Origin of the sequence: Nonomuraea sp. PA05, from assembly GCF_008086045.1 — a bacterium.
GTDB lineage: Bacteria > Actinomycetota > Actinomycetes > Streptosporangiales > Streptosporangiaceae > Nonomuraea > Nonomuraea monospora.
This window is the reverse complement of sequence record NZ_VSEY01000002.1, coordinates 66,416-89,410: the sequence shown is the minus strand read 5'-3', so window position 1 is coordinate 89,410 and position 22,995 is coordinate 66,416. Positions and strand designations below refer to the sequence as shown.

General features: G+C 72.7%; 21 protein-coding genes. 12 read left to right on the top strand and 9 right to left on the bottom strand.

Translation table 11 applies throughout. From position 1 onward, the window contains the following. Positions 1 to 114 precede the first annotated feature (114 nt). Positions 115 to 1,314: an MFS transporter gene (locus FXF51_RS03445; RefSeq protein ID WP_316247601.1), complete on the top strand. Its 1,200-nt coding sequence runs from the start codon at positions 115 to 117 to the stop codon at positions 1,312 to 1,314. Positions 1,315 to 1,444: 130 nt separating this feature from the next. Here the strand turns inward: FXF51_RS03445 and FXF51_RS03440 are convergent, their stop codons facing one another. After that, positions 1,445 to 2,143, bottom strand: coding sequence for an HAD family hydrolase (locus FXF51_RS03440; RefSeq protein WP_148432769.1), 699 nt, complete (start codon positions 2,141 to 2,143; stop codon positions 1,445 to 1,447). Beyond that, entirely contained in the window at positions 2,140 to 2,760 is a 621-nt protein-coding gene (locus FXF51_RS03435; RefSeq protein ID WP_148432768.1) for a hypothetical protein, read from the bottom strand. Before FXF51_RS03435 ends, FXF51_RS03440 begins: the two co-directional genes overlap by 4 nt. Before the next feature lie 241 nt (positions 2,761 to 3,001). On the opposite strand from FXF51_RS03435, the gene FXF51_RS03430 reads away from it, so the two are divergent. Further along, positions 3,002 to 3,841: a helix-turn-helix domain-containing protein gene (locus FXF51_RS03430; protein ID WP_148432767.1), complete on the top strand. Its 840-nt coding sequence runs from the start codon at positions 3,002 to 3,004 to the stop codon at positions 3,839 to 3,841. A 158-nt stretch (positions 3,842 to 3,999) separates the two neighbouring features. Here the strand turns inward: FXF51_RS03430 and FXF51_RS03425 are convergent, their stop codons facing one another. Beyond that, entirely contained in the window at positions 4,000 to 5,145 is a 1,146-nt protein-coding gene (locus FXF51_RS03425; RefSeq protein ID WP_148432766.1) for an FAD-dependent oxidoreductase, read from the bottom strand. Positions 5,146 to 5,390: 245 nt separating this feature from the next. Continuing rightward, positions 5,391 to 6,044 carry a GntR family transcriptional regulator gene (locus FXF51_RS03420; protein ID WP_262379263.1) on the bottom strand — a complete coding sequence of 218 codons (654 nt, stop codon included), beginning with the start codon at positions 6,042 to 6,044 and terminating at the stop codon, positions 5,391 to 5,393. 69 nt (positions 6,045 to 6,113) lie between these two features. Here FXF51_RS03420 and FXF51_RS03415 point away from each other — a divergent pair, with 69 nt between their 5' ends. From FXF51_RS03415 to FXF51_RS03400, 4 genes are read left to right on the top strand one after another with little or no spacing between them, the layout of a single operon-like run. Beyond that, positions 6,114 to 7,289 carry a CaiB/BaiF CoA transferase family protein gene (locus FXF51_RS03415; RefSeq protein ID WP_148432765.1) on the top strand — a complete coding sequence of 392 codons (1,176 nt, stop codon included), beginning with the start codon at positions 6,114 to 6,116 and terminating at the stop codon, positions 7,287 to 7,289. Then, complete coding sequence (locus FXF51_RS03410) at positions 7,286 to 8,224, top strand: HpcH/HpaI aldolase/citrate lyase family protein (RefSeq protein ID WP_187414155.1); 939 nt, start codon at positions 7,286 to 7,288, stop codon at positions 8,222 to 8,224. The genes FXF51_RS03415 and FXF51_RS03410 overlap by 4 nt, the downstream gene beginning before the upstream one ends. 57 nt (positions 8,225 to 8,281) lie before the next feature. Continuing rightward, a complete protein-coding gene (locus tag FXF51_RS03405) occupies positions 8,282 to 9,619 on the top strand; it encodes a TRAP transporter large permease subunit (protein ID WP_148432764.1) in 1,338 nt (445 codons plus the stop codon). A gap of 14 nt (positions 9,620 to 9,633) precedes the next feature. Continuing rightward, a complete protein-coding gene (locus FXF51_RS03400; RefSeq protein WP_148432763.1) occupies positions 9,634 to 9,861 on the top strand; it encodes a hypothetical protein in 228 nt (75 codons plus the stop codon). Here the strand turns inward: FXF51_RS03400 and FXF51_RS03395 are convergent. Further along, positions 9,858 to 10,496, bottom strand: a complete 639-nt coding sequence (locus FXF51_RS03395) for a TetR/AcrR family transcriptional regulator (protein WP_262379262.1) — start codon at positions 10,494 to 10,496, stop codon at positions 9,858 to 9,860. The two genes, FXF51_RS03400 and FXF51_RS03395, sit on opposite strands and share 4 nt — an antisense overlap. Before the next feature lie 96 nt (positions 10,497 to 10,592). Here FXF51_RS03395 and FXF51_RS03390 point away from each other — a divergent pair, with 96 nt between their 5' ends. Beyond that, a complete protein-coding gene (locus tag FXF51_RS03390) occupies positions 10,593 to 11,399 on the top strand; it encodes an alpha/beta fold hydrolase (RefSeq protein WP_148432762.1) in 807 nt (268 codons plus the stop codon). Positions 11,400 to 11,476: 77 nt separating this feature from the next. Beyond that, positions 11,477 to 12,688 (top strand): AI-2E family transporter, encoded by a 1,212-nt coding sequence (locus FXF51_RS03385; RefSeq protein ID WP_262379261.1) that lies wholly within the window; start codon positions 11,477 to 11,479, stop codon positions 12,686 to 12,688. A 7-nt stretch (positions 12,689 to 12,695) separates the two neighbouring features. Here the strand turns inward: FXF51_RS03385 and ppk2 are convergent, their stop codons facing one another. From ppk2 to FXF51_RS03365, 4 genes are read right to left on the bottom strand one after another with little or no spacing between them, the layout of a single operon-like run. Continuing rightward, positions 12,696 to 13,499 carry a polyphosphate kinase 2 gene (gene ppk2 / locus FXF51_RS03380; protein ID WP_148432761.1) on the bottom strand — a complete coding sequence of 268 codons (804 nt, stop codon included), beginning with the start codon at positions 13,497 to 13,499 and terminating at the stop codon, positions 12,696 to 12,698. Positions 13,500 to 13,530: 31 nt separating this feature from the next. Then, positions 13,531 to 13,935, bottom strand: a complete 405-nt coding sequence (locus tag FXF51_RS03375; protein WP_187414154.1) for an RDD family protein — start codon at positions 13,933 to 13,935, stop codon at positions 13,531 to 13,533. A 30-nt stretch (positions 13,936 to 13,965) separates the two neighbouring features. Next, complete coding sequence (locus FXF51_RS03370; protein WP_148432759.1) at positions 13,966 to 14,676, bottom strand: hypothetical protein; 711 nt, start codon at positions 14,674 to 14,676, stop codon at positions 13,966 to 13,968. Continuing rightward, positions 14,657 to 15,880 carry an AI-2E family transporter gene (locus tag FXF51_RS03365; protein WP_187414153.1) on the bottom strand — a complete coding sequence of 408 codons (1,224 nt, stop codon included), beginning with the start codon at positions 15,878 to 15,880 and terminating at the stop codon, positions 14,657 to 14,659. Before FXF51_RS03365 ends, FXF51_RS03370 begins: the two co-directional genes overlap by 20 nt. A 118-nt stretch (positions 15,881 to 15,998) precedes the next feature. Between FXF51_RS03365 and FXF51_RS60460 the strand changes: the two genes are divergently transcribed. The 4 genes from FXF51_RS60460 (at position 15,999) to FXF51_RS03350 (ending at position 22,936) form a co-directional block, all read left to right on the top strand. Then, entirely contained in the window at positions 15,999 to 16,148 is a 150-nt protein-coding gene (locus FXF51_RS60460; RefSeq protein WP_187414152.1) for a hypothetical protein, read from the top strand. A 315-nt stretch (positions 16,149 to 16,463) separates the two neighbouring features. Further along, a complete protein-coding gene (locus FXF51_RS03360; protein ID WP_222871111.1) occupies positions 16,464 to 19,007 on the top strand; it encodes a helix-turn-helix transcriptional regulator in 2,544 nt (847 codons plus the stop codon). 104 nt (positions 19,008 to 19,111) lie between these two features. Then, complete coding sequence (locus FXF51_RS03355) at positions 19,112 to 21,391, top strand: LuxR C-terminal-related transcriptional regulator (protein ID WP_148432757.1); 2,280 nt, start codon at positions 19,112 to 19,114, stop codon at positions 21,389 to 21,391. A gap of 84 nt (positions 21,392 to 21,475) precedes the next feature. Beyond that, complete coding sequence (locus FXF51_RS03350) at positions 21,476 to 22,936, top strand: hypothetical protein (RefSeq protein WP_148432756.1); 1,461 nt, start codon at positions 21,476 to 21,478, stop codon at positions 22,934 to 22,936. The last annotated feature ends 59 nt before the right edge of the window (positions 22,937 to 22,995 follow it).

Below are 22,995 nucleotides of genomic sequence, written 5' to 3'. Positions count from 1 at the left end.
CGCACCTGGGCGGGGAACGGAGCGAGCGGAAGCGGCCAGCCCTGGTGAGCCGCCGCCCGTGCGATCAAGAGACCCCGCGATCACGCGGGCTCGCGGCCGGTGGATGATGTCCGGATGACGAACCAGGCACGGCTGCCCGCCGGACTCATCGCGCTGACCCTCGGCAGCTTCGGGATCGGCCTGACCGAGTTCGTGATCGCGGGCCTGCTGCCGCAGGTGAGCCTGGGTCTGGGCGTCTCCGAGGCCGCCGCGGGCTGGCTCATCTCCGGGTACGCGCTGAGCGTCGCCGTCGGCGCGATCGTGGTGACCGCCGCCACCGGGACGCTGCCCCGCAAGCCGGTGCTGGTCGGCCTGGTGGCGCTGTTCGTGGCGGGCAACCTGCTGTCCGCCGTCGCGTCCGGTTACCCGATGATGCTGCTCGGGCGGGTCGTTGCCGCGCTGTGCCACGGCTCGTTCTTCGGCATCGGCTCGCTCGTCGCCCGGCGCATGGTGCCGCCGGAGCGGGCGTCGCGGGCGGTGGCGGTGATGTTCGCGGGGCTGACGCTCGCGAACGTGCTGGGCGTGCCGTTCGGCGCCCTCGTCGGCGAGCGGTGGGGGTGGCGCGCCACGTTCTGGGCGATCACGGTGATCGGGGTGCTCGCCCTGGTCGCCATCGCGGCGCTGGTGCCCGGCTGGGCGGGTGCGGTCGGGCGGGCGCACCCGTCGGCGGGCTCCGGGCCGAGCGGGCTGCGGGCCCAGTTGCACGCGTTCCGCTCCTGGCAGGTCTGGCTGACGCTGGCGGCCACCGCGCTCGGCTACGGCGGCATGTTCGGCGCGTTCAGCTACATCGCCTACACCTTCACCCTGGTCAGCGGCTTCTCGGCCGCCGACGTCGCCTGGCTGCTCGTCGTGTACGGGACCGGCCTGGTGATCGGGAACCTGGCCGGTGGACGGGCCGCGGACCTCGACCGGGATCGCACGCTGATCGTCTCCCTGGCCGGTCTCGCGCTCACGCTCCTCGCGTTCGGGCTGCTGGCGGCCAGTCCCGTCGCGTCGGTGGTGCTGGTCTTCCTGCTGGGTCTGTTCGGGTTCGCGGGCGTGCCCGGCATGATCACCCGGGTCACCGACTACGCGAACGGGGTGCCGCTCGCCGCCAGCGCCAACGTGTCGGCCTCCAACGTCGGCAACGCCCTCGGCGCCTGGCTGGGCGGTCTGGCCATCAGCGCCGGGCTCGGCTACACCGCGCCGCTGTACGCCGGAGCCGCCCTCGTCCTGGCCGCGCTCGTGGTGATGACGATCAGCGCACGCAGGGCTTCGGCGGGCGCGGCGGGATGACGATCAGCGCACGCAGGGCTTCGGCGGGCGCGGCGGGATGACGATCAGCGCACGCAGGGCTTCGGCGGGCGCGGCGGGATGACGTCAGTGCGCGCCGGCTTCGGCGGGCGCGACGGCGGAGTGATGTCGGTCAGCGCGCGACGAGCCGCGGCAGCTCCGCCAGCGACGTGATGCGGGGGAACCCGGCGGGCGGCGGCGCGGTCGCGAGCCGGTCCAGCCAGACCGAGCGCATCCCGATCACCGCGGGCCCCGTCACGTCGTTGGCCACGTCATCACCCACCAGCACCACCTCCCGCGGCTCCAGCCCCAGCACCGCCGCGGCCCCCGTGTAACAGGCCGGGGCCGGCTTGAAGTGCCCGCCCAGCACCTCGCCCGTCAGCACCGGCCCGACCACCCCAGCCAGCCCGATCGCGCGGACCTTCGCCTCCTGCATCGGCAGCGTGCCGTTGGTCAGCACCCCCAGCGCGTACCCGCCCAGCCCCGCCAGCGCCCCCGCCACGTCGGGGAAGGCGACCCAGCGCCGCCGGTACAGCTCGGCGAATTCGGCGTAGGCGTCGTCCAGGTCGCCGGGGACGGGCACGGCCAGTTCCTCGCACAGCGCGGTCAGGCGCAGCCGCCGCTGCTCCTGCACCGTGCACTCGCCCGCCTGCCACATCGCCAGGTACGGCCCCTCCAGCTCCGCCCAGATCACCGCAGCCTCCGCCAGGCGCGGATGGCCGGGGAAGCGGGCAGCGACCCACGCCGTGATGCCGGCGTCGGCGGCGGCGCGGTGGTCGAACAAGGTGCCGTCGAGGTCGAACAGGATGGCCTTGATCCCGCGCAGGCTCACTGGGCGGCTTCCGCGCCGATGCGGGCCGCCGTCTCGCGTGGCGGGTAGCCGAGGGTGAGGCCGCGCACCGACAGGGCGGCCTGCGCGAACAGCGCCTCGGCGTTCTCGGCGAGCACGTAGTTGAGCGCGGGGGAGAAGGGCCGGTGCGCGTCCAGGGCCTGCGCCTCCCGCTCCGCCAGCTCCTTCGGCAGCGCCTCCCGGTAGTCGGCGATCAGCGCGTCGAGGTCGAAGAGCTGCCCGTACCGTTCGGACGTGCCCGCCACCACCCGCACCAGCTCGCCCTCCACCTCGGCCCGGTAGACCAGGTTCGTGCCGCCGCTCTTGGCGAACCAGCGCATCGCCTCGTCGGCGGGCAGCGTGAACGCCCCGTACGGCTTGCGGCCGTACAGCAAGGCCTCAGCTATCCATCGGTCACACCACAGCTCGTCGCGGTAGGGTGCCGGGGCGTGCGGATCGACGGCCAGGCCCTGCGCCAGCACCGGGTTCCAGGCCGAGACCATCGGGCTGCTGAACCTGGGCATGCGCGGGCCGCGCCAGTGGGAGAGCGCGTGGCCGTACCAGACGGTCACGACCTCGACCCTGCGCTTGGGAAGGGGACGCTCATAGGTGCCGTTCATGATCTGGCCCCCGTCGGGGTGCCGCCATGGTCCGGGGGAGAGGCCGATGTCTGTGGGGGCCGGAGGAGTCCGGTAGTCGGGATGGAGTATCCACGCGTCCGCCACAGTTTCTCTGCCTTTCCGATTGGCGTATGCATGACGTGTCAGACCACTAGAGTGGCCATCGTGCAACACCCGCCACTCGGTTTCAATAGACCAGGTGTAAACGCTGATATTTGTCATCGATGGTTGTGACAGACGTATGCAGTTAAGCGTTGTCGCGGCCCGGCTGTGCTCCCTGCGCGCCTCGGCCAGGCTGTCGATGAAGTCCGCGGCGGACGCCGCGGGGCTCAACACCTCCACGATCTTCCGGATCGAGCACGGGCTGGTGGCGCCGCGCGAGGCCACCGTGCGCACCCTCCTGGAGCTGTACGGCCACGGCGAGCACGTGGGCCGGCTGCTGACGCTGCTGCGGGAGGAGCGGGTGCCCGGCTGGTACGACGCGCCCGGCGTGCCGCTGAGGCTGTCGGCGTTCCTGGAGATGGAGGACCAGGCGCAGATCATCTACACGTACTGCCCGCTGCAGGTCCCCGCGCTGCTGCAGAGCCCCGCCTACGCGCTGTCCGCCGCGCTGGCCGCGCTGCCCGCCGGAGCCACCTACGAGCAGGCCGCGACGGCCGCCGACCTGGTCGCCGTCCGGCAGCGGGTGCTCGACCGGCACCAGGGGCCGCACCTGTGGACGGTGCTCGACCAGGCGGCGCTGACCGACCCGCCGCTCGGCCGCTCCGAGGACCGGCTCGCCCAGCTCGACACGCTCGCCAAGGCCGCCAAGCAGCCGCACCTCGCCGTGCAGGTCGCGCGGCCCGTCCGCGAGACCGGCTACCTCTATCAGGGGCCGCCGTTCACGCTGCTGCGCTTCCCCGAGCAGGACCGGCCGGACGCGCTGGTGCTGCACCTGCTGCACGCCCCTGTCGTCATCGAGGACCGGCGGCGGGTGGAGGAGCACCAGCAGGCGTTCGCGCGGCTGTCGCTGTCGGCGCTGCCCGTCGAGTCCACCCCCGAGGTGCTGGACGGGGTCCGCGCCACGCTTGTCATGAGCTGACGCCTTTCGGACCGCCGATGGATGATCGGCTGGGCACGAAACCGCGGAAAGGGGCCTGAAGAGCGGGCTCGGCAGGAACTGCGCAGGGTCGGTCGGCTCGCGTGGTTGCCGTAACCGGTGCTCTCGCCGTCCAGGGATGGCGTTCAGGGAGGTGGCGTTCAGGCGGCCGGCCGCCTGTTGAGGCCGGAGAGCTGCCAGGCCAGGCGCTTGCGGACGGCCGGGACGCGGCCCGCCAGCGCGAGGGCCAGGTTGCGCAGCACCCGGCGGCCCGAGGAGGCGGTGGCCAGCGCGGTGAGCCGCCCGGCGAGGGCGACCACCTGCTCGGCCTGCGGACGGCGGGTGGCGGCGTAGGCGTCGAGCAGGTCGCCGGGCTCGCCGCCGAGCACCCTGGCCAGCGCCTCGCCCAGGTGGACGGCGTCGTCGATGCCGAGGTTCATGCCCTGGCCGCCGGCGGGCGAGTGCACGTGGGCGGCGTCGCCCGCCAGCAGGATGCGGCCCTGCCGGTAGGTGTCGGCGATGCGGTGGTGCACCCGGAAGCGGGAGCTCCAGACGAGCTCCTCCACCCGCGCGGGCTCGGCCTCGGGGCCGCGGGTGTCGAGCAGGTGCTGGACGAAGGGGATGCCGGGCTCCTTGGGGGCCTCGTCCACGGTGGCGACGATGCGGTGCAGGCCGCCGGGCAGCGGGGCGACGACGACCAGCCCGGCGGGGGAGAAGTACAGGATGACCTCGTCCCGCGGCACCCCGCCGGTCAGGCGGACGTCGGCCAGCACGAACGACTCGGCGTAGGTGCCGCCGGTGAAGCCGATCCCCGCGCTCTGGCGGACGGTGCTGTGCAGGCCGTCGGCGCCGATCAGGTAGGCGGCGCGGATGCGCTCCCCGTCGTCCAGGACGGCGGTGACGCCGTCCGCGTCCTGCTCGACGGTGGTCACCCGGGCGGGCCTGATCACCTTGCCGCCCAGTTCCTCCAGGCGGGCCAGCAGGTACGCCTCGGTGTCGGCCTGGGAGATCATCAGCGTGTAGGGGTAGGCGGTGGGCAGGCCGTCGAAGGGCACCGGCACCAGGACCTTGTCGCGGTCGCGGATGGTGAACACCGGGGTGTGCACGCCGTGCGCGGCCATCTTGCCCGCCACTCCGTACGGCTCCAGGACCTCCAGGGTGCGGGAGTGCACGACGGCGGCGCGGGAGGTGTTGGCGCCCTCTTCCTGTGCGTCCACGATCACGACGGTCCGGCCGCGGTGGGCCAGGACGACGGCGGCGGTGAGTCCGGCGGGGCCGGCTCCGACGATCAGCACTTCGGCGTTCATGTCGACTCCTTGGTCAACGGCTGTTGGCACAACGGTAGGACGCGGGAGACGAGATTGTCAACGGTTGTTGGCCAACGTTTGTTGGCATAGGTGGGCGCGTGAAGGCGCAAGGCATGTCGAGGTGCGGGTCGGCCGGCGCCGGCCGGTGGTGCGTGTCGGCGGTGTGGGCCGGTGGTGTGGGGCGGTGGTGTGCGGCGGTGGTGTGGGGGCGGCGCGGGCCGGTGGTGTGGGGCGGTGGGTGCGGGTCAGTGGTGCTGGCGGAACTCCCCGGCGCGGCGCACGTGGTCGATCATGATGCGTTCGGCCGTCTCGGCGTCGCCTGATTCCAGAGCGGCCAGGATGCCCTCGTGGGCTTCGAGCTGTGCCTTGACCTGCGTCTCGTCCAGCCACAGTGACGCCTCGGCGGGCACCGGGAAGCTGTTGCGCACCGACCGGGCGTGCGCGCCCAGGAAGGCGGGCCCGCCGATGTCCACGATCCGCAGGTGGAAGCGCCTGCTCTGCTCGCCGAGCCGGTCGTGCCTGCCCTGCGCGGCGTCCCGCGCCATCGCGGCGTGCAGTTCGCGCAGCTCGGCGAGCTCCACCGGGGTGATCCGGCCGGCCGCCAGCCGCGCCCCCAGCCCCTCGACGACCGCGCGCACCCCGTAGTACTCGGCCAGCGCCTCGTCGCCCAGGTCGACGACGGTCGCGCCGTGGTGGGCCTCGTAGCTGATCAGCCGGTCCTTCTCCAGCCTGCGCAGTGCCTCGCGGACGGGCGTGACCGACACCCCGAGGCGCTTGGCCACCTCCCCGGCGCGCAACGCCGTCCCGCCGGGGATCCGGCCGCTGCGGATCTCCTCCAGGAGCACGGTGTAGGCGTAGTCGGCCTTGCTCATGGGCGGACGGGGCTCGGTGGGTGACATGTCGTCAAGTGTCTCGCAGATTCGGCCTCGGTCTTGACCTATGACATATTTCTTATAAGTTACATACTCATGACGAGCCTCGCCGACCTGAGGGTCATCGACGCGGCGACGCTGTTCGCCGGCCCCTCCGCGGCCATGATGCTGGGCGACTTCGGCGCCGACGTGATCAAGATCGAGCATCCCCGCCGGGGCGACCCCTCGCGCGGGCACGGCGCCGCCGGCCTGTGGTGGAAGACGCTGTCGCGCAACAAGCGCGCCGCCGCCGTGGACCTGTCGCGGGCCGAGGGGCAGGAGATCCTGCGCCGCCTGGCCGAACGGTCCGACGTGCTGATCGAGAACTTCCGTCCCGGCACCCTGGAACGCTGGAACCTCGACCCGCAGGACCTCCTCAAGCTCAACCCGCGCCTGATCGTGGCGCGGATGACCGGGTTCGGGCAGTTCGGGCCGATGGCCAAGCGGCCCGGGTTCGGCACGCTCGCCGAGGCCATGAGCGGCTTCGCGGCCATGACGGGCGAGCCCGACGGGCCGCCCACGCTGCCGCCGCTGGCCCTGGCCGACGGCATCGCGGGCCTGGCCATGTCGTACGCCGTCATGGTCGCCCTGCACGCCCGCGAGCAGACCGGGCGCGGCCAGGTCATCGACATGGCGATCATCGAGCCGATCCTCGGGCTGCTCGGCCCGCAGATGAGCATCTACAAGGCGCTCGGCCTCGTCCAGCAGCGCACCGGCAACCGCTCCAGCAGCAACGCGCCGCGCAACACCTACCGCACCCGCGACGGCCGGTGGCTGGCCATCTCCACCAGCGCCCAGCCCATCGCCGAGCGGGTGGTCACCCTCGTCGGGCGGCCCGACCTGGTCGAACAGCCGTGGTTCGCCAGCGGCCACGGCCGGGTGCAGCACGTGGACGAGCTGGACGAGGCGGTAGCCTCCTGGATCGCCGAGCGGGACGCCGACGAGGTCATCGCCAGGTTCGAGGAGGTGCAGGCCGCCGTCGCGCCCATCTACGACGTCACCGACCTGGCCGAGGACCCGCAGTACGCGGCGCTGAACACGTTCGTGGAGGTGCCGGACGAGGAGTTCGGCTCGCTCACCATGCAGAACGTGCTGTTCCGGATGTCCGGGACGCCCGGCGAGATCAAGTGGGCGGGGCGGGCGATCGGCAGCGACACCGACGAGGTGCTCGGCGAGCTGGACTACGCCGCCGACCGGATCGCCGCCCTGCGCGAGGACGGGGTGATCGCGTGACCACGCCCCCCGCCACCGCGCTGCCTGTGACCTGGTTGTACGTGCCCGGTGACCGGCCCGAGCGGTTCGCCAAGGCCGAGGCGTCCGGCGCCGACGTGGTGATCATCGACCTGGAGGACGCGGTCGCGCCCGTGCGCAAGGACGAGGCGCGGGACAACGCGGTCGCCTACCTGCGCGCCCGCCGGGACGGCGGCCGGCCCGAGCCAGGGGCGATGGAGGTGCACGTGCGGGTCAACGACCCGGCCACCGCCCGCGGGCGCGACGACCTGGCCGCCGTCGGTGATCTCGCCGACGCCGTACGGCTGCCCAAGGTCGAGTCCACGGACGTGCTCGACGCGCTCGCCGGCGCGCCCGCGTACGCGCTGCTGGAGTCGGCGGCCGGGGTCCTCGCGGCCCGCGAGATCGCCGCGCACCCGCGCGTGGCAGGAGTGGCGCTCGGCGAGCAGGACCTGGCCGCCGAGCTGGCCGTCACCGGCGAGCAGGCCATGAACCACCTCAGACTCCAGGTCGTCCTCGCCGCCGCCGCGGCCGGGCTGCCGCCGGTGCCCATGTCCGTCTACCCGGACGTCAAGGACGAGGAAGGGCTGCTCGCCTCCTGCCGGGCGGGGCGCGCGCTCGGGCTGTTCGGCAGGACCGCCATCCATCCGCGGCAGATCCCCGCGATCCGGCGGGCGTTCCGGCCGTCGGAGGAGGAGGTCGCCAGGGCCGCCGAGGTCGTGGCGGCGGCGGAGCGGGCCGAACGGGCGGGTGTCGGCGCGGTGGCGCTGCCTGACGGGCGGTTCGTGGACGCGCCGATCGTCGTCAGGGCGCGCCGCACCGTCGAGCTGGCCCACCGCCTCGCCGGCCCGCCCGGCCCGCAAGACCCATCACCGGCCCCGCCCGGATCCCAAGACCCGCCCCCGGCCGCGCCCGGTCCGCCTGAACCCGGCGCCTGACCACCGGCCTGCACACCGCTCACCCCCAGCACAACCCCCCATTGGAGGTCATTCGCCATGGGAATCGCCGTATGGGCGCTCATCGCCTACATCGCCATCATCGTCGTCTGGAACGGCGTGCTCAAACGCAACATCGGTGAAGCGATGCTCATCGGTTTCGCAGGCGTGTGCCTCTTCGGCGGCGCCGACTTCTTCGCGCTGGCCTGGGCGGGCATCGTCGACGCCATGGCCGAGGAGGTCGTCTTCGCCGCCCTGGCCTTCGTCTTCATGGGATACCTGCTCACCAAGCTGGGCCTCATCCAGGAGCAGGTCACCGTCCTGAACTCGATCTTCGGCAGGCTGCGCGGCGGCGCGGGCTACGTCTCGACGTCCGCCGCCGCGCTGCTCGGCGGCCCCTCGGGGTCGGGCTCCGGGATCTCCGCGTCGGTCGGCTCGGTCACCATCCCGTGGATGATCCGGTCGAACTGGCGCCCCGACCTGGCCGCCTCGCTGGTGGCGGGCAACGCCGGGCTGGGCATCTCGATCCCGCCGAGCTCCTCGATGTTCCTGCTGCTCGGCTCGGCCGCCGTGGCGCCCGTCCTGACGGCCGACCAGCTCTTCGTGCCCGCTCTCGTCGGCGGGTTGTGGACGGTGGCCTACCGGTTCGTGGTGGTGTTCCTGTGGGTGCGCCGGCACAACATCGCGGCCACCGACGCCGCCGACCTGGTGCCGCTGCGGGCGGCGCTGCGCGCCGGGTGGACGTCGCTGCTGGTGTACGCGGGCATCCTCGTCCCGGTGCTGATGACGCTGGACTTCGGCGTGGCGCTGATGGAGTCGCGGGTCGGCGAGGCGGCCGGTGACATCAGCATCATCGTGTGGATCCCGGTGCTGACCGTGCTGGCCACGTTCGCGGTGGCGTGGAAGCGGCTGCCGCGCACCGGCCGCGCCTGGAGCGAGCTGCTCGGCGAGATGGCCCCTCGGTACGCCGTCATCGGCGCGACGCTGTTCTTCGCGTTCGCTGCCGCTGCCAGCCTGGGCGAGCTGGGCCTGGTGGACCAGCTCACCACGATCCTGCAGAGTGTGGAGGCGCCCGCCGTGGTCATCGCCTCCATCGTCGGCCTGCTGCTCGTCATCATCGCCGCGCCGCTGACCGGCACCGCGACGATCGCCGCCGTCGGCGGGGTGGCCTTCAGCGCGCTGACCGCGGCCGGGATCGCCCCGGCGGCCGCGGCCACCGCCATCATGATCTTCGCCTCGACCGAGGGGGCGTCCCCGCCGGGAGCGGCCCCCATCTACATCGCCAGCGGCATCGCCCAGGTGGACCCGGCCAGGACGTTCGGCCGCCTGATCGTCTGGTTCGTCATCCCCACCCTGGTGCTCGGCGTGCTGGTCGCGACCGGCGTGCTGCCGATCTGAGAGGAGCCCCCGTCATGAAGAGCCTCGTCATGGTCCTGTTCAAGATCGGTCTCGTCCTGTTCCTCACGCTCGGCGTGGTCGTCGTGCTGGTGCAGGCGGCCGGCCTCGTCATCGGCAGCCCCGGCCTGGTGTCCGGGGCGGTGTCCGCGCTCGGCATGGCGATGACCGTGTCGGCCGGGGTGACCGGGCTGCTCGGCTTCGTGATGTCGTACCTGTTCCACTGGAAGACAGGCGAGGACTAACCGCGCGGCACCCAGCGGGCCGAGAGCTCCTCGTCCCGCGGTGGCGCGCCGGGCAGGTCGCGGTGCGCCGGGGGGACGCGCAGGGCGTCCATCGTCAGCGTCAGGTAGCGGTGGCGCAGCTCGGCGGCGCGTTCCTCGCCGCCCAGCTTGATCGAGGCGAGCTGCTCGAACAGCAGCGCGACGTCGGCCACCGTCACGTCGGGCCGCAGCACGCCCGCCGCCACCGCGCGGCCGTGCACCTCGACGGCCAGGGCCGAGGCCCTGGCCGCCAGCTCGCGCAGCTCCGGCGTCGGCGTGAACGTGCCCGCCAGCTTGATCGTCAGCGAGCTGGAGTCGGCGTCCACGATGCCGCGCAGGTAGCCGGCGAACGCCTCCCACGGATCGCCGTCGTCGGCCAGCGACCGCTCGCTGACCTCGACGTAGAGCCGCAGCCCGTCCCCGCACAACTTCTGCAGCAGCGCCTCCTTGCTGGGATAGCGGCGGTAGAGCGCGCTGATCCCGACGCCCGCCTTCTCGGCCACGGCCGCGATGGGGGCGCCGGGCTCGGCGGTGAAGACCGCCCGCGCCGCCTGGAGGATCAACTCGTCGTTGCGTGCGGCCTGCGCCTTGCGGCCGCTCATGGGTGGGCTGCTCATGCTTCACAGTGTAAGGGAACGTAGGGTTCCGTTCTACTTCAGTCCGCTGAAGAGAATCTGAAGCAGAGCGTAAGCGCGGCCTCGCACCATGGTCACATGACCGATCACAAGAGCGGCTACGCGCCCGTCAACGGCCTGCACATGTACTACGAGATCCACGGCACCGGCGACCCGCTGGTCCTGATCCACGGCTCCTTCTCCGCCATCGGCACCTCGTTCGGCGAGCTCCTGCCGCACCTGGCCGAGAACCGGCAGGTGATCGCCGTCGAGTTCCAGGGCCACGGCCGCACCGCCGACATCGACCGGCCCCTGTCGCCCCAGCTCATCGCCGGCGACGTGGCCGCGGTCCTGGACCACCTCGGCATCCGGCAGGCCGACGTCCTCGGCTACAGCCTGGGCTCCACCATCGCCTTCCAGATCGCGCTCACGCGGCCGGACCTCGTCCGCAAGCTCATCCTCGCCTCGTTCTCCTTCACCGCCGAAGGCCTGCACCCCGGCCTGTCCGACGGCTTCGAGACGCTGCGGCCCGAGCACCTCATCGGCTCGCCCTTCCACGACGAGTACCTCCGGCTCGCGCCCCGGCCCGAGGACTTCCCCGCGCTGGTCGACAAGATCAGCGAGCTCATGCGCACCCTCCGCAACCCCACGGCCGACGACGTGCGGGCGATCCAGGCGCCCACGATGCTGGTCATCGGCGACTCCGACATCATCCGCCCCGAGCACGCCGTCGAGACGTTCCGCCTGCGAGGCGGCGGGGTGGCCGGCGACCAGGCCGGGCTGCCGCCGGCGCGGCTGGCCGTGCTGCCCGGCACCACGCACGTCACGCTCGTGCACCGCGCGGAATGGCTCGCCTCCATGATCGACGACTTCCTCGCCGCTCCGGAGGTCAAGGCGGAGGACTGAGGGGATCAAGGCTGGGCAATGACCTCGTGCAGTCGTACGCTGCGCACTGCCCGGTAAGTCACCCCCAGGGAGAGACCATGACGCAGCAGGAGGAGCCCCGGTCCGTGCGCGTGCTGCTCTCGCCCGCGAACGTGTGGCGGGCCGCGCTCGCCGTCGTCGCCGTCCTCGCCGTGGTGCTGTTCGCGCGATTCGTGCTGGCCGACGCGGGCGGGCTGATCGTCGTGGTGATCGTCGCCTGGTTCACCTCGCTGGCCATGGAGCCCGCCGTCGGCCGCCTGGCCCGGCACATGCGCCGCGGCGCGGCGGCGCTGCTGGTGATGGTGGCGATCTTCCTGTTCACGGCGATCTTCCTCTACCTGTTCGGCAGCCTGCTGGCCGAGCAGATCGCCGTCCTGGTGCGGGAGCTGCCCGGCATCCTCACCGGCGCCGTCGCCTGGGTGAACGAACGCTTCGGCACCAACTATCAGATCGCCGACATCCTCACCTCGCTCAACCTCACCCCGCAACAGGCCGCCCAGTACGCCCAGGACGTGCTCGGCAACGTCCTCGGCCTGCTCGGCACCCTCACCGGCGCGCTCGTCAACACCTTCACGCTGCTGCTGCTGATCTTCTACCTCTCCGCCGACGGGCCCCGCCTGCGGGTGTGGCTCGCCCGGCTCATGCCCGCCAACCTCCAGCGCGTCTTCCTCACCATCTGGGACGTGTCGCTGGTCAAGACCGGCGGGTACGTGTGGGCGCGGCTCATCCTGGCCACCATCAACGCCGTCACCTCGGCCGTCGTCTTCCTCGTGCTCGGGATGCCGTCGTGGCTGGCGCTCGGGTTGTGGACGGGGCTCGTGGCGCAGTTCGTGCCCACCATCGGGACGTACATCGCCATCACGCTGCCCGCGGTGGTCGGGCTGGTGTCGCCGCGCCCGTGGATCGGGCTGGCCGCGCTGGGATGGGGGGTGCTCTACCAGCAGGTCGAGAACCTGACGCTGGAGCCGCGGATCAGCGGGAGGTCGGTGGACATCCATCCGGGGGTGGCGTTCGCCGGGGTGATCCTGGGGGCGTCGTTGTTCGGGGCGGTGGGGGCTCTGCTGGCCGTGCCGGTGGTGGCGATGCTGCTGTCGCTGATCGACACGTTCGTGAAGCGGCAGGAGCTGGTGGAGGCCGCGCCCGCCGGGGGCGGCGCGCCCCCGGGTGGTGACACGCCACCGCCGCCTCCGGAGAAGGAGCCGGAGCCGGAGCCGGCGCCGAAAGCGGGGGCGGGGGCGGAGGCGGACGGCGAGCGCACGGCGCGCGGCTGAGCCCGGGTCACCCGCGCTTGTCCGCGCCCGTGACGTCCGGAACGCGCATGTCGACGTGCCGCGCCGGCCGCCGGTACCCGGTGGACTCCGGCCGCACCGGGATCTTCAGCTCCGACTGCTTGACGTCCTGGTAAGGCACCGACGACAGCAGGTGGGAGATCATGTTGATCCGGGCCCGCCGCTTGTCCTCGCTCTCCACCTCGTGCCAGGGCGCCTCGGCGATGTGGGTGTGCACCATCATCTCGTCCTTGGCCCTGGAGTACTCCTCCCACCGCGTGATCGACTCCAGGTCCATCTCCGACAGCTTCCACCGCCGCAGGGGGTCCTCCAGCCGGTCCCGGAAGCGGCGCTCCTGCTCCTTGTCGCTGACCGAGAACCAGTACTTGCGCAGCAGGATCCCGTCCTCGACCAGCAGCCGCTCGAAGATGGGGCACTGGTGCAGGAACCGGGTGTACTCGTCCGGGGTGCAGAAGCCCATCACCCGCTCGACGCCGGCCCGGTTGTACCAGCTCCGGTCGAACAGCGCGATGTGCCCGGCCGCCGGCAGGTGCTCCACGTATCGCTGGAAGTACCACTGGGTGCGCTCGCGCTCGGTGGGCGCGGGCAGGGCGACGATCCCGGCCACGCGGGGGTTGAGGTACTCGGCGACCCGCTTGATCGTGCCGCCCTTGCCGGCGGCGTCGCGCCCCTCGAAGACGACGACCAGCCGCTGCCCCTCCGCCTTCACCCATTCCTGCATCTTGACCAGCTCGGCCTGCAACTCCAGGAGCTGCTTCTCGTACTGTTTGCGGGGCATCCTGTCGGCGGTCATCGTGCGGCGGTCCTTCCTCTGACGACCCGCGTCACCGGGCCGGTTTTCGCACCACGACAGTGCCGAACACCAGGTCGTGCATGGCCCTGCGGTGCGCCTGCACCAGCACCAGTATCATCCCGAGGAACCAGATGGGGGCGAACAGCAGGCCGAGCGCGGCCCGCAGCGCGGCCCTGAGCAGTCCGACGCGGCTCCCGTCCGCGCGCCGGACCATGATCGCCAGGACGAGCCCGCCGAGCGTCTGCCCGGTCGCCCACCAGGCGAGGGAGAAGTAGACCAGGGGCAACGTCGCCCCCGCGATCTGGAAGCTCGAGGTGAACCAGGTGGGCGGCGTGCCCGCCAGGGACTGCCACATCATCGGCGGGCCGAGCACGGCGACCGGGGTCACGACAGTGAGTGCCGCGGCGTCGATCAGCACGGCCATCAACCGCGACACGATCCCCGCGTAGCATGGCGGGCTCATCCCTTACGTCGCCGGTCCGCCGCGGCGCAGCCGCTGGAAGGCGGCCTCGGCCCGGTCGTCGGCGCTGGCGATCTTGGCCTGCAGTTCGTCGGCCATCGAGGCCATGACGCTGCGCCCCTGCGCGGCCACCATGGCGCGCAGCCGCTGATCCGCCACCACGTCGCCGACGAGGGCGGGCACCGCCTGCTCGCGGATGTACGGCAGCACCGCGTCGATGACCACGGGCGACAGCGTCTCGGCGGCCTGGCGGACCGCCCTGGAGACCAGGCCGCCCAGCAGCGAGCGGGTGGACTTGGCAACCGTGTCGCTCACCGGCCCGCGCAGCCAGGCGGCGGTCTGCCGGCTGCTGCCGGCGATGGCGTCCTCGCCGCGCTCGGCGGCGTTGGCGATCACCTGGCGCAGCCACGGGGCGGGCAGGCCCGCCACCTTGCGCACGCCGTCCGAGCACTGGCCGATCAGCCGCTCCCCGGCCTGCGCGCCCTGGGCGAGCAGCCCGACGGTCACGTTCACGGCGGGTGGCGCGGGGTCGGAAAGCAGGTGCAGGCGCTGCCCCGCGTTCACGGTGCCGGCCAGCACGATGCGCGGCATCGAGGGACGGTCGTCCGCGCCGTCCCGCACCGTCTCGTCCGCCGTCTGCGAGCCGTCCGGTGCCGCCCGCGTGGGGCCGCTCTCTTCGGGCCCGGTCGTACCGGCCTCACCCACGCGCTCCGTCATCGCGTCCTCCCCTCGGGGTGACCGGTTCGTTGTGCCGCTGCCGGTCGTCCGAAATCTGCTCGTCGTGTGTCTGCTCGTCGTGTGTCGGTGTGGACGTCTGCTCGGTGGCCATCTGCTCGGTGGCCATCTGCTCGGCGTACGTCTGCTCCTTGTACTTCCTGGCGAGGCGGGCCAGGTCGAGCGCCAGCGCCGTCACCGGCACGGCCAGCATCACGCCGGCCAGCCCCGCCACGATCCCCGCCAGGACGGTGACGAGCAGCACGACCATCGGGTGGATGCGCAGCGCGGCGCCGAACACGAACGGCGCGAGCAGGTTCTGCAGGGTGCCGTTGGCCAGCAGCACCACCAGCAGCATCCACAGCGCGGCGCTCACTCCGCCGGAGCCGAGCGCGATGAGCACGGTGAACGCGCCGGAGACGAACGCGCCGGCGTACGGGATGTACGCGCCCAGGAACGTGGCCAGGGCGATCACCCCGATGGCGGGCACCCCCAGGATCAGCGCGGCGGTGACGATGAGCACGGTGTTCATCACGGCGATCAGCGTCATGCCGAGGAAGTACCGGCGGATGATCCCGGCGGCCCTGTCGACCGCCTCGCGGCCGACCTCCGCCGGCAGCGGCAGGGCTCGCACCGTCGCGGACGTCATCTGCCCGGTGTCCTTGAGCATGAAGAACACCAGGTACAGCCCGAGCGCGAGACCGACCACCAGCTCGATCAGGACGGCCACCCCGCCGGCCAGGCCAGTGAGCAGCTCGGTGACCAGGGTGGGCAGCGCGTCGGCGAAGGTCTGGCGGAGGTCCTCGGCCTGTCCCGCCGCCAGGCCGAGGTCGCGGGCGAGCTGCTCCGCCCGTTCCCAGCCGACGTTCAGGGCGGCGGTGATCGACTGGAGCTGGCCGCGCAGCCCGGCGACCAGCACGAAGCCGCAGGCCGCCGCGGTCAGCAGGACGGTCAGGCAGCACAGCGCCGCCGCGGCGGCGCGCGGCATCCGGCCGGCCAGCCGTTCGGCGAGCGGGGCGATGACGACGGCGATGGCGGCGGCCAGCACCAGCGGCATGAGCAGCGGCCGCAGCGCGTGCAGCAGGAACAACAGGATGGCGGTGCCCAGCGCGAGCCCGGTGAACAGCCATCCGGACACGCCCGGCGCCTCCAGGCGGGACCGCACCGATGGCCGCGTCCGGCTCGCCTGTCTCATGCTGGTGGTCATATCCGGACTCCCGGCGACTGATGGGGCGGCCTCGCGTCGAGCGTCGCCACGCACGCGGGTGCGCGCATCACCCCGCGTGGGTGATGGGAGGGTGGGGATGGCTCCGGATGATGGCCGCATGAGGAGACAGAGGAAGAAGAGCCGTCGCGGCCTCATCGTCGCGGCAGGGGCGGGTGCGGCGACGGCTGCCGCCGTCCTCGTCAATCTGGCCAGGCGCCGTCACCACCGCAACGGCCCAGCTCCGGACCCCAAGGGGCAGGCGACCTGATAGGTGATGCCTATCGCCCGATGCCCCGGGTGGCGTGACGGTGAGCGTGGCCTCCCATCACCCGGGTGAGTCCTGCCGCGCGGTCTCACCCGGGTGAAATCGCCGCCGGGGTATGCGAGAAACGCCCGAGGTGCGCCTAACGTCCAGACGCAAGCTGATCCCTTTCGGGCAGGGGTGAGCAGTATGGCACGAATCAGGTTGGACGTAGGTGTTCTTCCGTACAAGGTGGTCATTCCTCAACCACCGCCGTGGCTGATCGTCCGCCGCAGGATCGTGGACCGCCTCCGCAGAGGCGTCCAGGGTCCTCTCACGGTGGTGACGGGTCCTCCGGGAACCGGCAAGACCATGGCGGCGATCTCATGGGCCATGTGCGGCACCGCCCCGGGCCCCATCGCCTGGGTCACCCTGCAACGGGGTGCCGAGCAGTCAGAGGTCTTCTGGCCCATGGTCCTGTCGGCCTTCCAGCGGGCGGGGGTGGAGGTGAGCGGCGACGGCGACCCCGTGGCCGCCCTGGCCCTGACTCTCACGGAACGGGCTCAACCCGTGGTCCTGGTGCTGGACGACCTGTCCATCCAGGCCGACTGCGAGGTGAACAGGGACCTCGGCAGGCTCCTGCGCGACACGCGCGCCTGGCTGCGGCTGGTCGTGACGGCGCGCCAGGACCCGCCGCTGCCGATGCGCCGCTATCACCTGGCCCAGGAGCTCACCGAGATCGGGGCCGAACAGCTCGCCTTCTCCGAACGGGAGGCCGAGCAGCTCCTGGCGCAGCACAAGGTCGGCCTGTCGCAGTCGTCCCTGCGCACGTTGCTGGCCAGGACCGAGGGGTGGGCCGCCGGGCTGCGGCTGGCCGCGATCGCCATGGAGGGGCATCACGACCCGGACGAGTTCGTCGCCCACTTCGGCGGCGACCACAACTCCGTCGTGGCCTACCTGATGGAGGAGATCCTGGACGCCGAGCCGGACGACCGGCGCCGGCTGCTGATGGCCACCGGCGTCCCCGAGCGGATCAACGCGGAGCTGGCCACCGAGCTGGCCGGTCCGGTGGCGGGCCGCGCGTTCGCCGCGATGGTGCGCGACAACGCGTTCGCCACGCGCCTCGATCAGGGCTGGTACCGCTACCACCCGATGTTCGGACAGGCGCTGCGGCTGATCCTGCGGCACGAGACGCCGGGCCACCTCGCCGAGCTGGACCTGCGCGCGGCGTCGTGGTTCGCGCGGGCGGGGGACGTGCACGACGCGGTCTGGCACGCCGCCCGCGCCGGCGCCTGGCCCTACGCCGCCCGGCTCGTCGTCGATCATCTGGAGGTCGGCCGGCTGCTCGGCCTGCGGTCCGGCCACGTCCCCGGCGAGGGGCTGCGGCCCGGCCACGTGCTCGGCGACAGCCTGCGGGCGATGCCGGACACCGTGCCGCACCTGGCGGGGGCTCCGGAGCCGGCCGTGGTCGCGGCGGCCCTCGCCCGCGCCGGCGGCGACGAGGAGTCCTGCGCCGCCGCGCTGGAGACGGCGCAGGCGCTGATCGACCGCTCCCCGGCCACCGCGTCACCGTCCCTGCGGATGTCCATCGGCCTGGTACGGCTGGCCGACCCGCAGCCGCGCGAGGCGGACCTGTCGCGCACCCTCACCGAGGTGGAGGCTCTGCTTCAGCAGGCGCCGGCGCACTCGCTCGACCAGCACCCGGAGATCGAGGCCCTGGTCCTGGCCGCGCGGGGGTCGCTGGAGCTGCGGCAGGGGCGGCTGAACGAGGCCGTCGCGGCCCTGCGCGCGGCCGTCGAGCCGGCGGCGCTGGCCGGTGGCGACTTCCTCTACCGTCACTGCCTGGGGCAACTGGCCCTGGCCGAAGGGCTGCGCGGACGCCCGGCGCGGGCCTGCGAGCTGGCGGCCCAGGCGGAGCAGCTTCCCGACCCCGGCCCGGTGCCGGCGGGCCGTCGCGGCGCCGCGGCGCATCTGGCCTCGGCGTGGGTGGCGATCCAGCGGGTGGAGCCGGGCCGCGCCAAGCAGGAGCTGTCCAAGGCCCAGGCGGCCGTACGGCAGTGCCCGGACGCCGTCATGGCCGGGGTGCACGCCCTGATCAGCGCCCAGGCCAGGCTCCTGGAGGGCCTGCCCCGCCAGGCTCTGGAGGAGACCCGCGAGGCCGTCCAGGAACCGCCCGGCGGCGGGCGGGAGCCGCGCGAGGCCGCTGTGTCTCTGGAGCCGTGGTTGCGGCGGCGCCTGCTGCTCCTCCAGGCGGAGGCGCACGCGGCACTGGGCGAGCCGGCGCAGGCGCGGGCGTGCGCCGAGCGCGCCGGCGACGCCGACGACCTGCGCAAACCCCTGGCACTCGCGGTCGCCGCGCTGAGCGAGGGACGGCCGGGCGAGGCCGCGCAGGCGGTGCACGCGGTGCTGACCGAGCCCGGCATGGTGCCCCTGGACGTCCGGCTGGACGCCTTGCTGCTGGACGTCCGGCTGGCCTACCAGAACGGCGATCCCTCCAGGGGCCGCCGGATGCTCGACAGGGCGTTACGGCTGGGCGACCGCGAGCAGGCGCTGCTGCCGTTCGCGCGCTCGAAACCCTGGCTGCAGCCGCTGCTGCGGCACGACCCGTACCTGGTGCGGCCCTACCAGCGCTTCCTGGCGCGGCTGCGGCTGGCTCCGGACAGCGGCGAGGAAGAGCTGGACACCGCCATGTACGGCAGGCTCAGCGCCCGCGAGCTCGACGTGTTGCAGCACCTGACCAAGGTGATGACGACCGAGGAGATCGCCGCGCAGATGTACGTGTCCGTTAACACCGTCAAGACGCACCTGAAAAGCATCTACCGTAAGCTCGCCGTCACCCGCCGGGCCGAGGCGGTGCGCCGCGCGAAACATCTGTCACTCGTCTGAGGGGACGCAAAAGGCGATAGCGTCTGCCCGTTTTGAGGGCGGTTGACTGTTTGAAGATCACGGCAGAAACTCCAGGAGCAAGGACAGCGCGATCGGAGCATCGCATGCCCAGGTGGTTCCGCGAGAAGGCGCGTGAGGCGAGCACTCCCACCGGTACCCGCCCCACCGCGGCGCTGCTCGGGCTCTCCTCTGAGGTGCGGAGCGTGACCCCCGAAGTACACCCCGAATGGAGCGAGCGCCCCACTCTGCTGCGGCGGCTGGACGGCGCGCGCGGCCTGCGGCTCATCCTGCTGTCCGCGCCCGCCGGATCCGGCAAGTCCGCCCTCGTCACCCAGTGGCTGGCGGCGGACCAGGACAGGCCCGCCGCCTGGGTGACGGCCGAGCGCGGCCTGAACGCCGGTGACGCCCTCTGGGACGCTCTCGCGCGCGCCGCGAGCACGGCGCTGCCCGGGATGGACGACCTGCGCAAGCATCACCGGGGGCCGCCCCTGCCGCGCCTGATCACCGGCCTGGCGGCCCTGGAGCAGCCCGTCGCGCTGGTGCTGGACGACCTGCACACGCTGGGCGACCCGGACTGCCTGCGCAGCCTGGAGTTCTTCATCGACCACCTGCCTCCCACCACGCAGCTCGTGCTCATCACGCGCACGGAGCCGGCGCTGCCGCTGCCGCAGTACCGGATGGCCGGCGACCTGCTGGAGCTGCGCATGGCCGACCTGGCCTGGACGCGGGAGGAGGCGGCCACGATGGTGCACCGGCTGTCCGGCATGCTGCTGCACGACGCCGACCTGGACCGCCTGCTCGACGCCACCGAGGGATGGACGATCGCGCTGCGCCTGGCGGCGCTGTCGTTACGGATCTCCGATGACCCCGTCGAGTTCGTGGCCGAGTTCAGCGGCACCCACCGCCTGATCGCCGACTACCTGCACGAGGAGGTGCTGGAGTCGGTCGCACCCGAGCTGCGGCGCTTCCTGCGCCGGATCTCCGTCCTCGACCGGTTCACGGCGCCGCTGTGCGACGCGGTCGCCGGCACCGCCAACGCCGTGACGCTCCTCCAGGTCGTGGAGCGGGCCAACCTGTTTCTCGTCCCCTTGGACGACCATCGCCGCTGGTACCGCCTGCACCACATGTTCGCGCAGGCGCTCCGCGCCGACCTGGCCGACGCCGAGCCGGACGCGGTCGCGCAGTCGCACCTGCGCGCGAGCGACTGGTACGCGGGCCACGGCCTGATCCTGGAGGCGACGGAGCACGCCCGCGAGAGCGGCGCACTGGGCCACCTCACGCGCCTGTTCGAGGCCAACTGGATGGAGTACGTCAGCACCGGCCGGCTCGACCTCGTGCAGAGCTGGATGGACTCGACGGCGGGCGGCCGGGGTGACGGCGACCCCGTCGCGGCGGTCTGCGCCGCCTGGCTGGCCGCCCTGTCCGGCGACCGCTCGGCGACCCGGCACTGGGTCCGCATCGCCACGACGCTGCAGCACGAGGGGCCGCTGCCGGACGGGTCGCCCTCGCTGCGCTTCGCGGTGAACCTGCTGAGGGCGCTGTTCGGGTACGACGGCGTGCCCGCGATGGTGGAGTCCGGCTGGATCGCCTGCGAGCTGGAGGACGATCCGACGTCGCGGTGGTACGCCCCCTCGCGCGCGGGGCTGGCGTACGGGATGTACCTGATGGGCGACGACAAGGGGGCGCTGGCGTTCGCGGCGGAGGCGGCGCAGAGCGGCGCGAGCTGGCCGCCGTTCCGGATCATGTCCCTGTCCGTGCTGGCGCTCGCGCTCTGCGGCCTCGGCCGGGCCGCCGAGGCGGGCGAGCCGGCCAGGGCGGCGTACGGGCTGTCGGAGGCCCACGGGTACAGCGAGTCGCCGCACGCGGCGCTGCCCGTCGCGGCGCTCAGCACCGTGCTGGCCCGCGAGGGCCGGCCCGCCGACGCCAGGTCGCTCCTGGAGCACGCGCTCGCGCTGCGCGGAGCCGTGGTCGGCCTGTCGGGCTGGCCCACGCTGAATCTCCTCACCGCGCTCGCGGACACCTGCCTGGACGCCGGGGACCGGGGCGCCGCCAGCGCCTACCTCGTCCAGGCCCGGCATCTGCTGGCCACCGAGCAGGACAGCGGCGAGCACCTGCGCACCAAGCTCGCCCACGTGCACGCCAGGCTCACCCACCTGCTGCCCGCCGACCCGGCCAAGGGCACGGTGCTGACCGACATCCTGACCGTCCGCGAGCAGGCCGTGCTGCGGCTGCTGCTGGAGAACCTGTCCGTACGCGAGATCGGCCTGCAGCTCTTCGTCTCACCCAACACCGTCAAGACGCATACCCGATCCATCTACCGCAAGCTCGGCGTGACCTCCCGCGCGGAGGCGGTCCAGCTCGTCCGCCATCTCAGGCTGCTGTGACCGGAGCCGGTGTCACCCGGAAGATGTGAGGGCGGGCGGCCCCGACCCGGTCAGCATCCTTGTACATCGGTTGGGGAGGTCGCTATGCCTGGCGAAGACGCACACCTCGACTCCGCCGCGCCACCCGCGGTTCCTGACCAGGTGGCGAGCGGGCCGGCGGAGACCGGCGAGCTGGAGCGCCTGCGTGCCGAGGTGGCCGAGTTGCGCGGCCGGCTGGAGGACCGTACGCGGCGGCGCAGGCGCGCCCACCTGGCCCGCCGGATCATCGCCGCCGTCCTGGTCGCCGTGGCCGGGTTCGGCGCGGTGTGCTCGGCCATCGGCCTGTGGGGGGCGCGCACCACGCTCGACACCGAGCGCTGGGTGGCGACGGTGGAGAGCCTGCCGGCGCATCCCGAGGTGACCAACGCGATGGCGACCTACCTCACCGATCAGGTCTTCACCGCGCTGCACGTGGAGCAGCGCCTGGCGGAGGTGCTGCCGCCGCGGGCGACGTTCCTGGCAGGCCCGGTGACCGGCGCCGTCCACGGCTACACCAAGGACCTGGTCACCAGGTTCATGGGCACCGAGCAGTTCCGTACGCTGTGGGCCGACGCCAACCGGTTCGCGCACGCGCAGATCCTGGCGATCCTGGAGGGCCGCAGCCAGACGGTCTCCGTGTCGGGCACGACGGTGACGCTCAACCTGCTGCCCGTGGTGAACAACCTCCTGGTCACCATCGAGCAGCGCCTGCCGACCATCTTCGGCAAGCGGCTCGACCTGCCCACCCTCACCTCGGGAACCGTGCCGCCCGGCCTGCGCGAGCGCATCGAGACGGCCGTCGGAGTGACGCTGCCCGCCGACTTCGCGCAGATCAGGATGTACGACCGGCCGATGCTGGGCCAGCTCCAGGAAGCCATGGTGACGTTCAAACGGAGCGTGGTGCTGCTGATCGGCGGCTCCGTGCTCGCCCTCGGCCTGGCCCTGTGGATCTCGCCGCACCGCAGGCGCACGCTGCTGCAGTGGGGGCTGTGGCTGTCGATCTCGGCGGTGGTCCTGACCAGCGGGCTGCGGGCGGTGCGTGACCAGCTCCTCGCCCTGGTGCCCGAGGGCGTCTACCGGCAGGGGGTGTCCGTGGCGGTCTACGACGTCTTCACCGAGCTGCGCACCTGGGGGATCTGGCTGTTGTGGGCGGGCATCGTGATCGCGGTCGTCTGCTACCTGGCAGGTCCTGGCCGCATCCCGGTCTGGCTGCGGAGCAACGCGGTGCGGGGCGTCCGCTCCGGCTGGGAGGCGGCGCGTTCCGCCGGGAGGAACGAGCGGCTGCGTACGTGGACCGGGCGCTACCTCGACGTGCTGCGGGTCGGCGGGATCGTGGTGGCCGCCGTCGTGGCGCTGCTGCTGTCGTCGTGGCTGTCACTGCTCGTGGTGGCGTTGCTGCTGGTGGGTTACGAGGTGCTGGTCACCCTCTTCGCGCGCGGCGGCGAACCGGACGAGGAGGCCGCGGCGGGCGCGGACGGGCAGGAACCGGCCGCCAGGGACGTCACGGTCGCTCCGGTGCCGCACTGAGCGGCCGGGGGAAAAGTGAGGGCTCCAAATAGCGGGAAAATCATGCCCGAGGGCTCCAC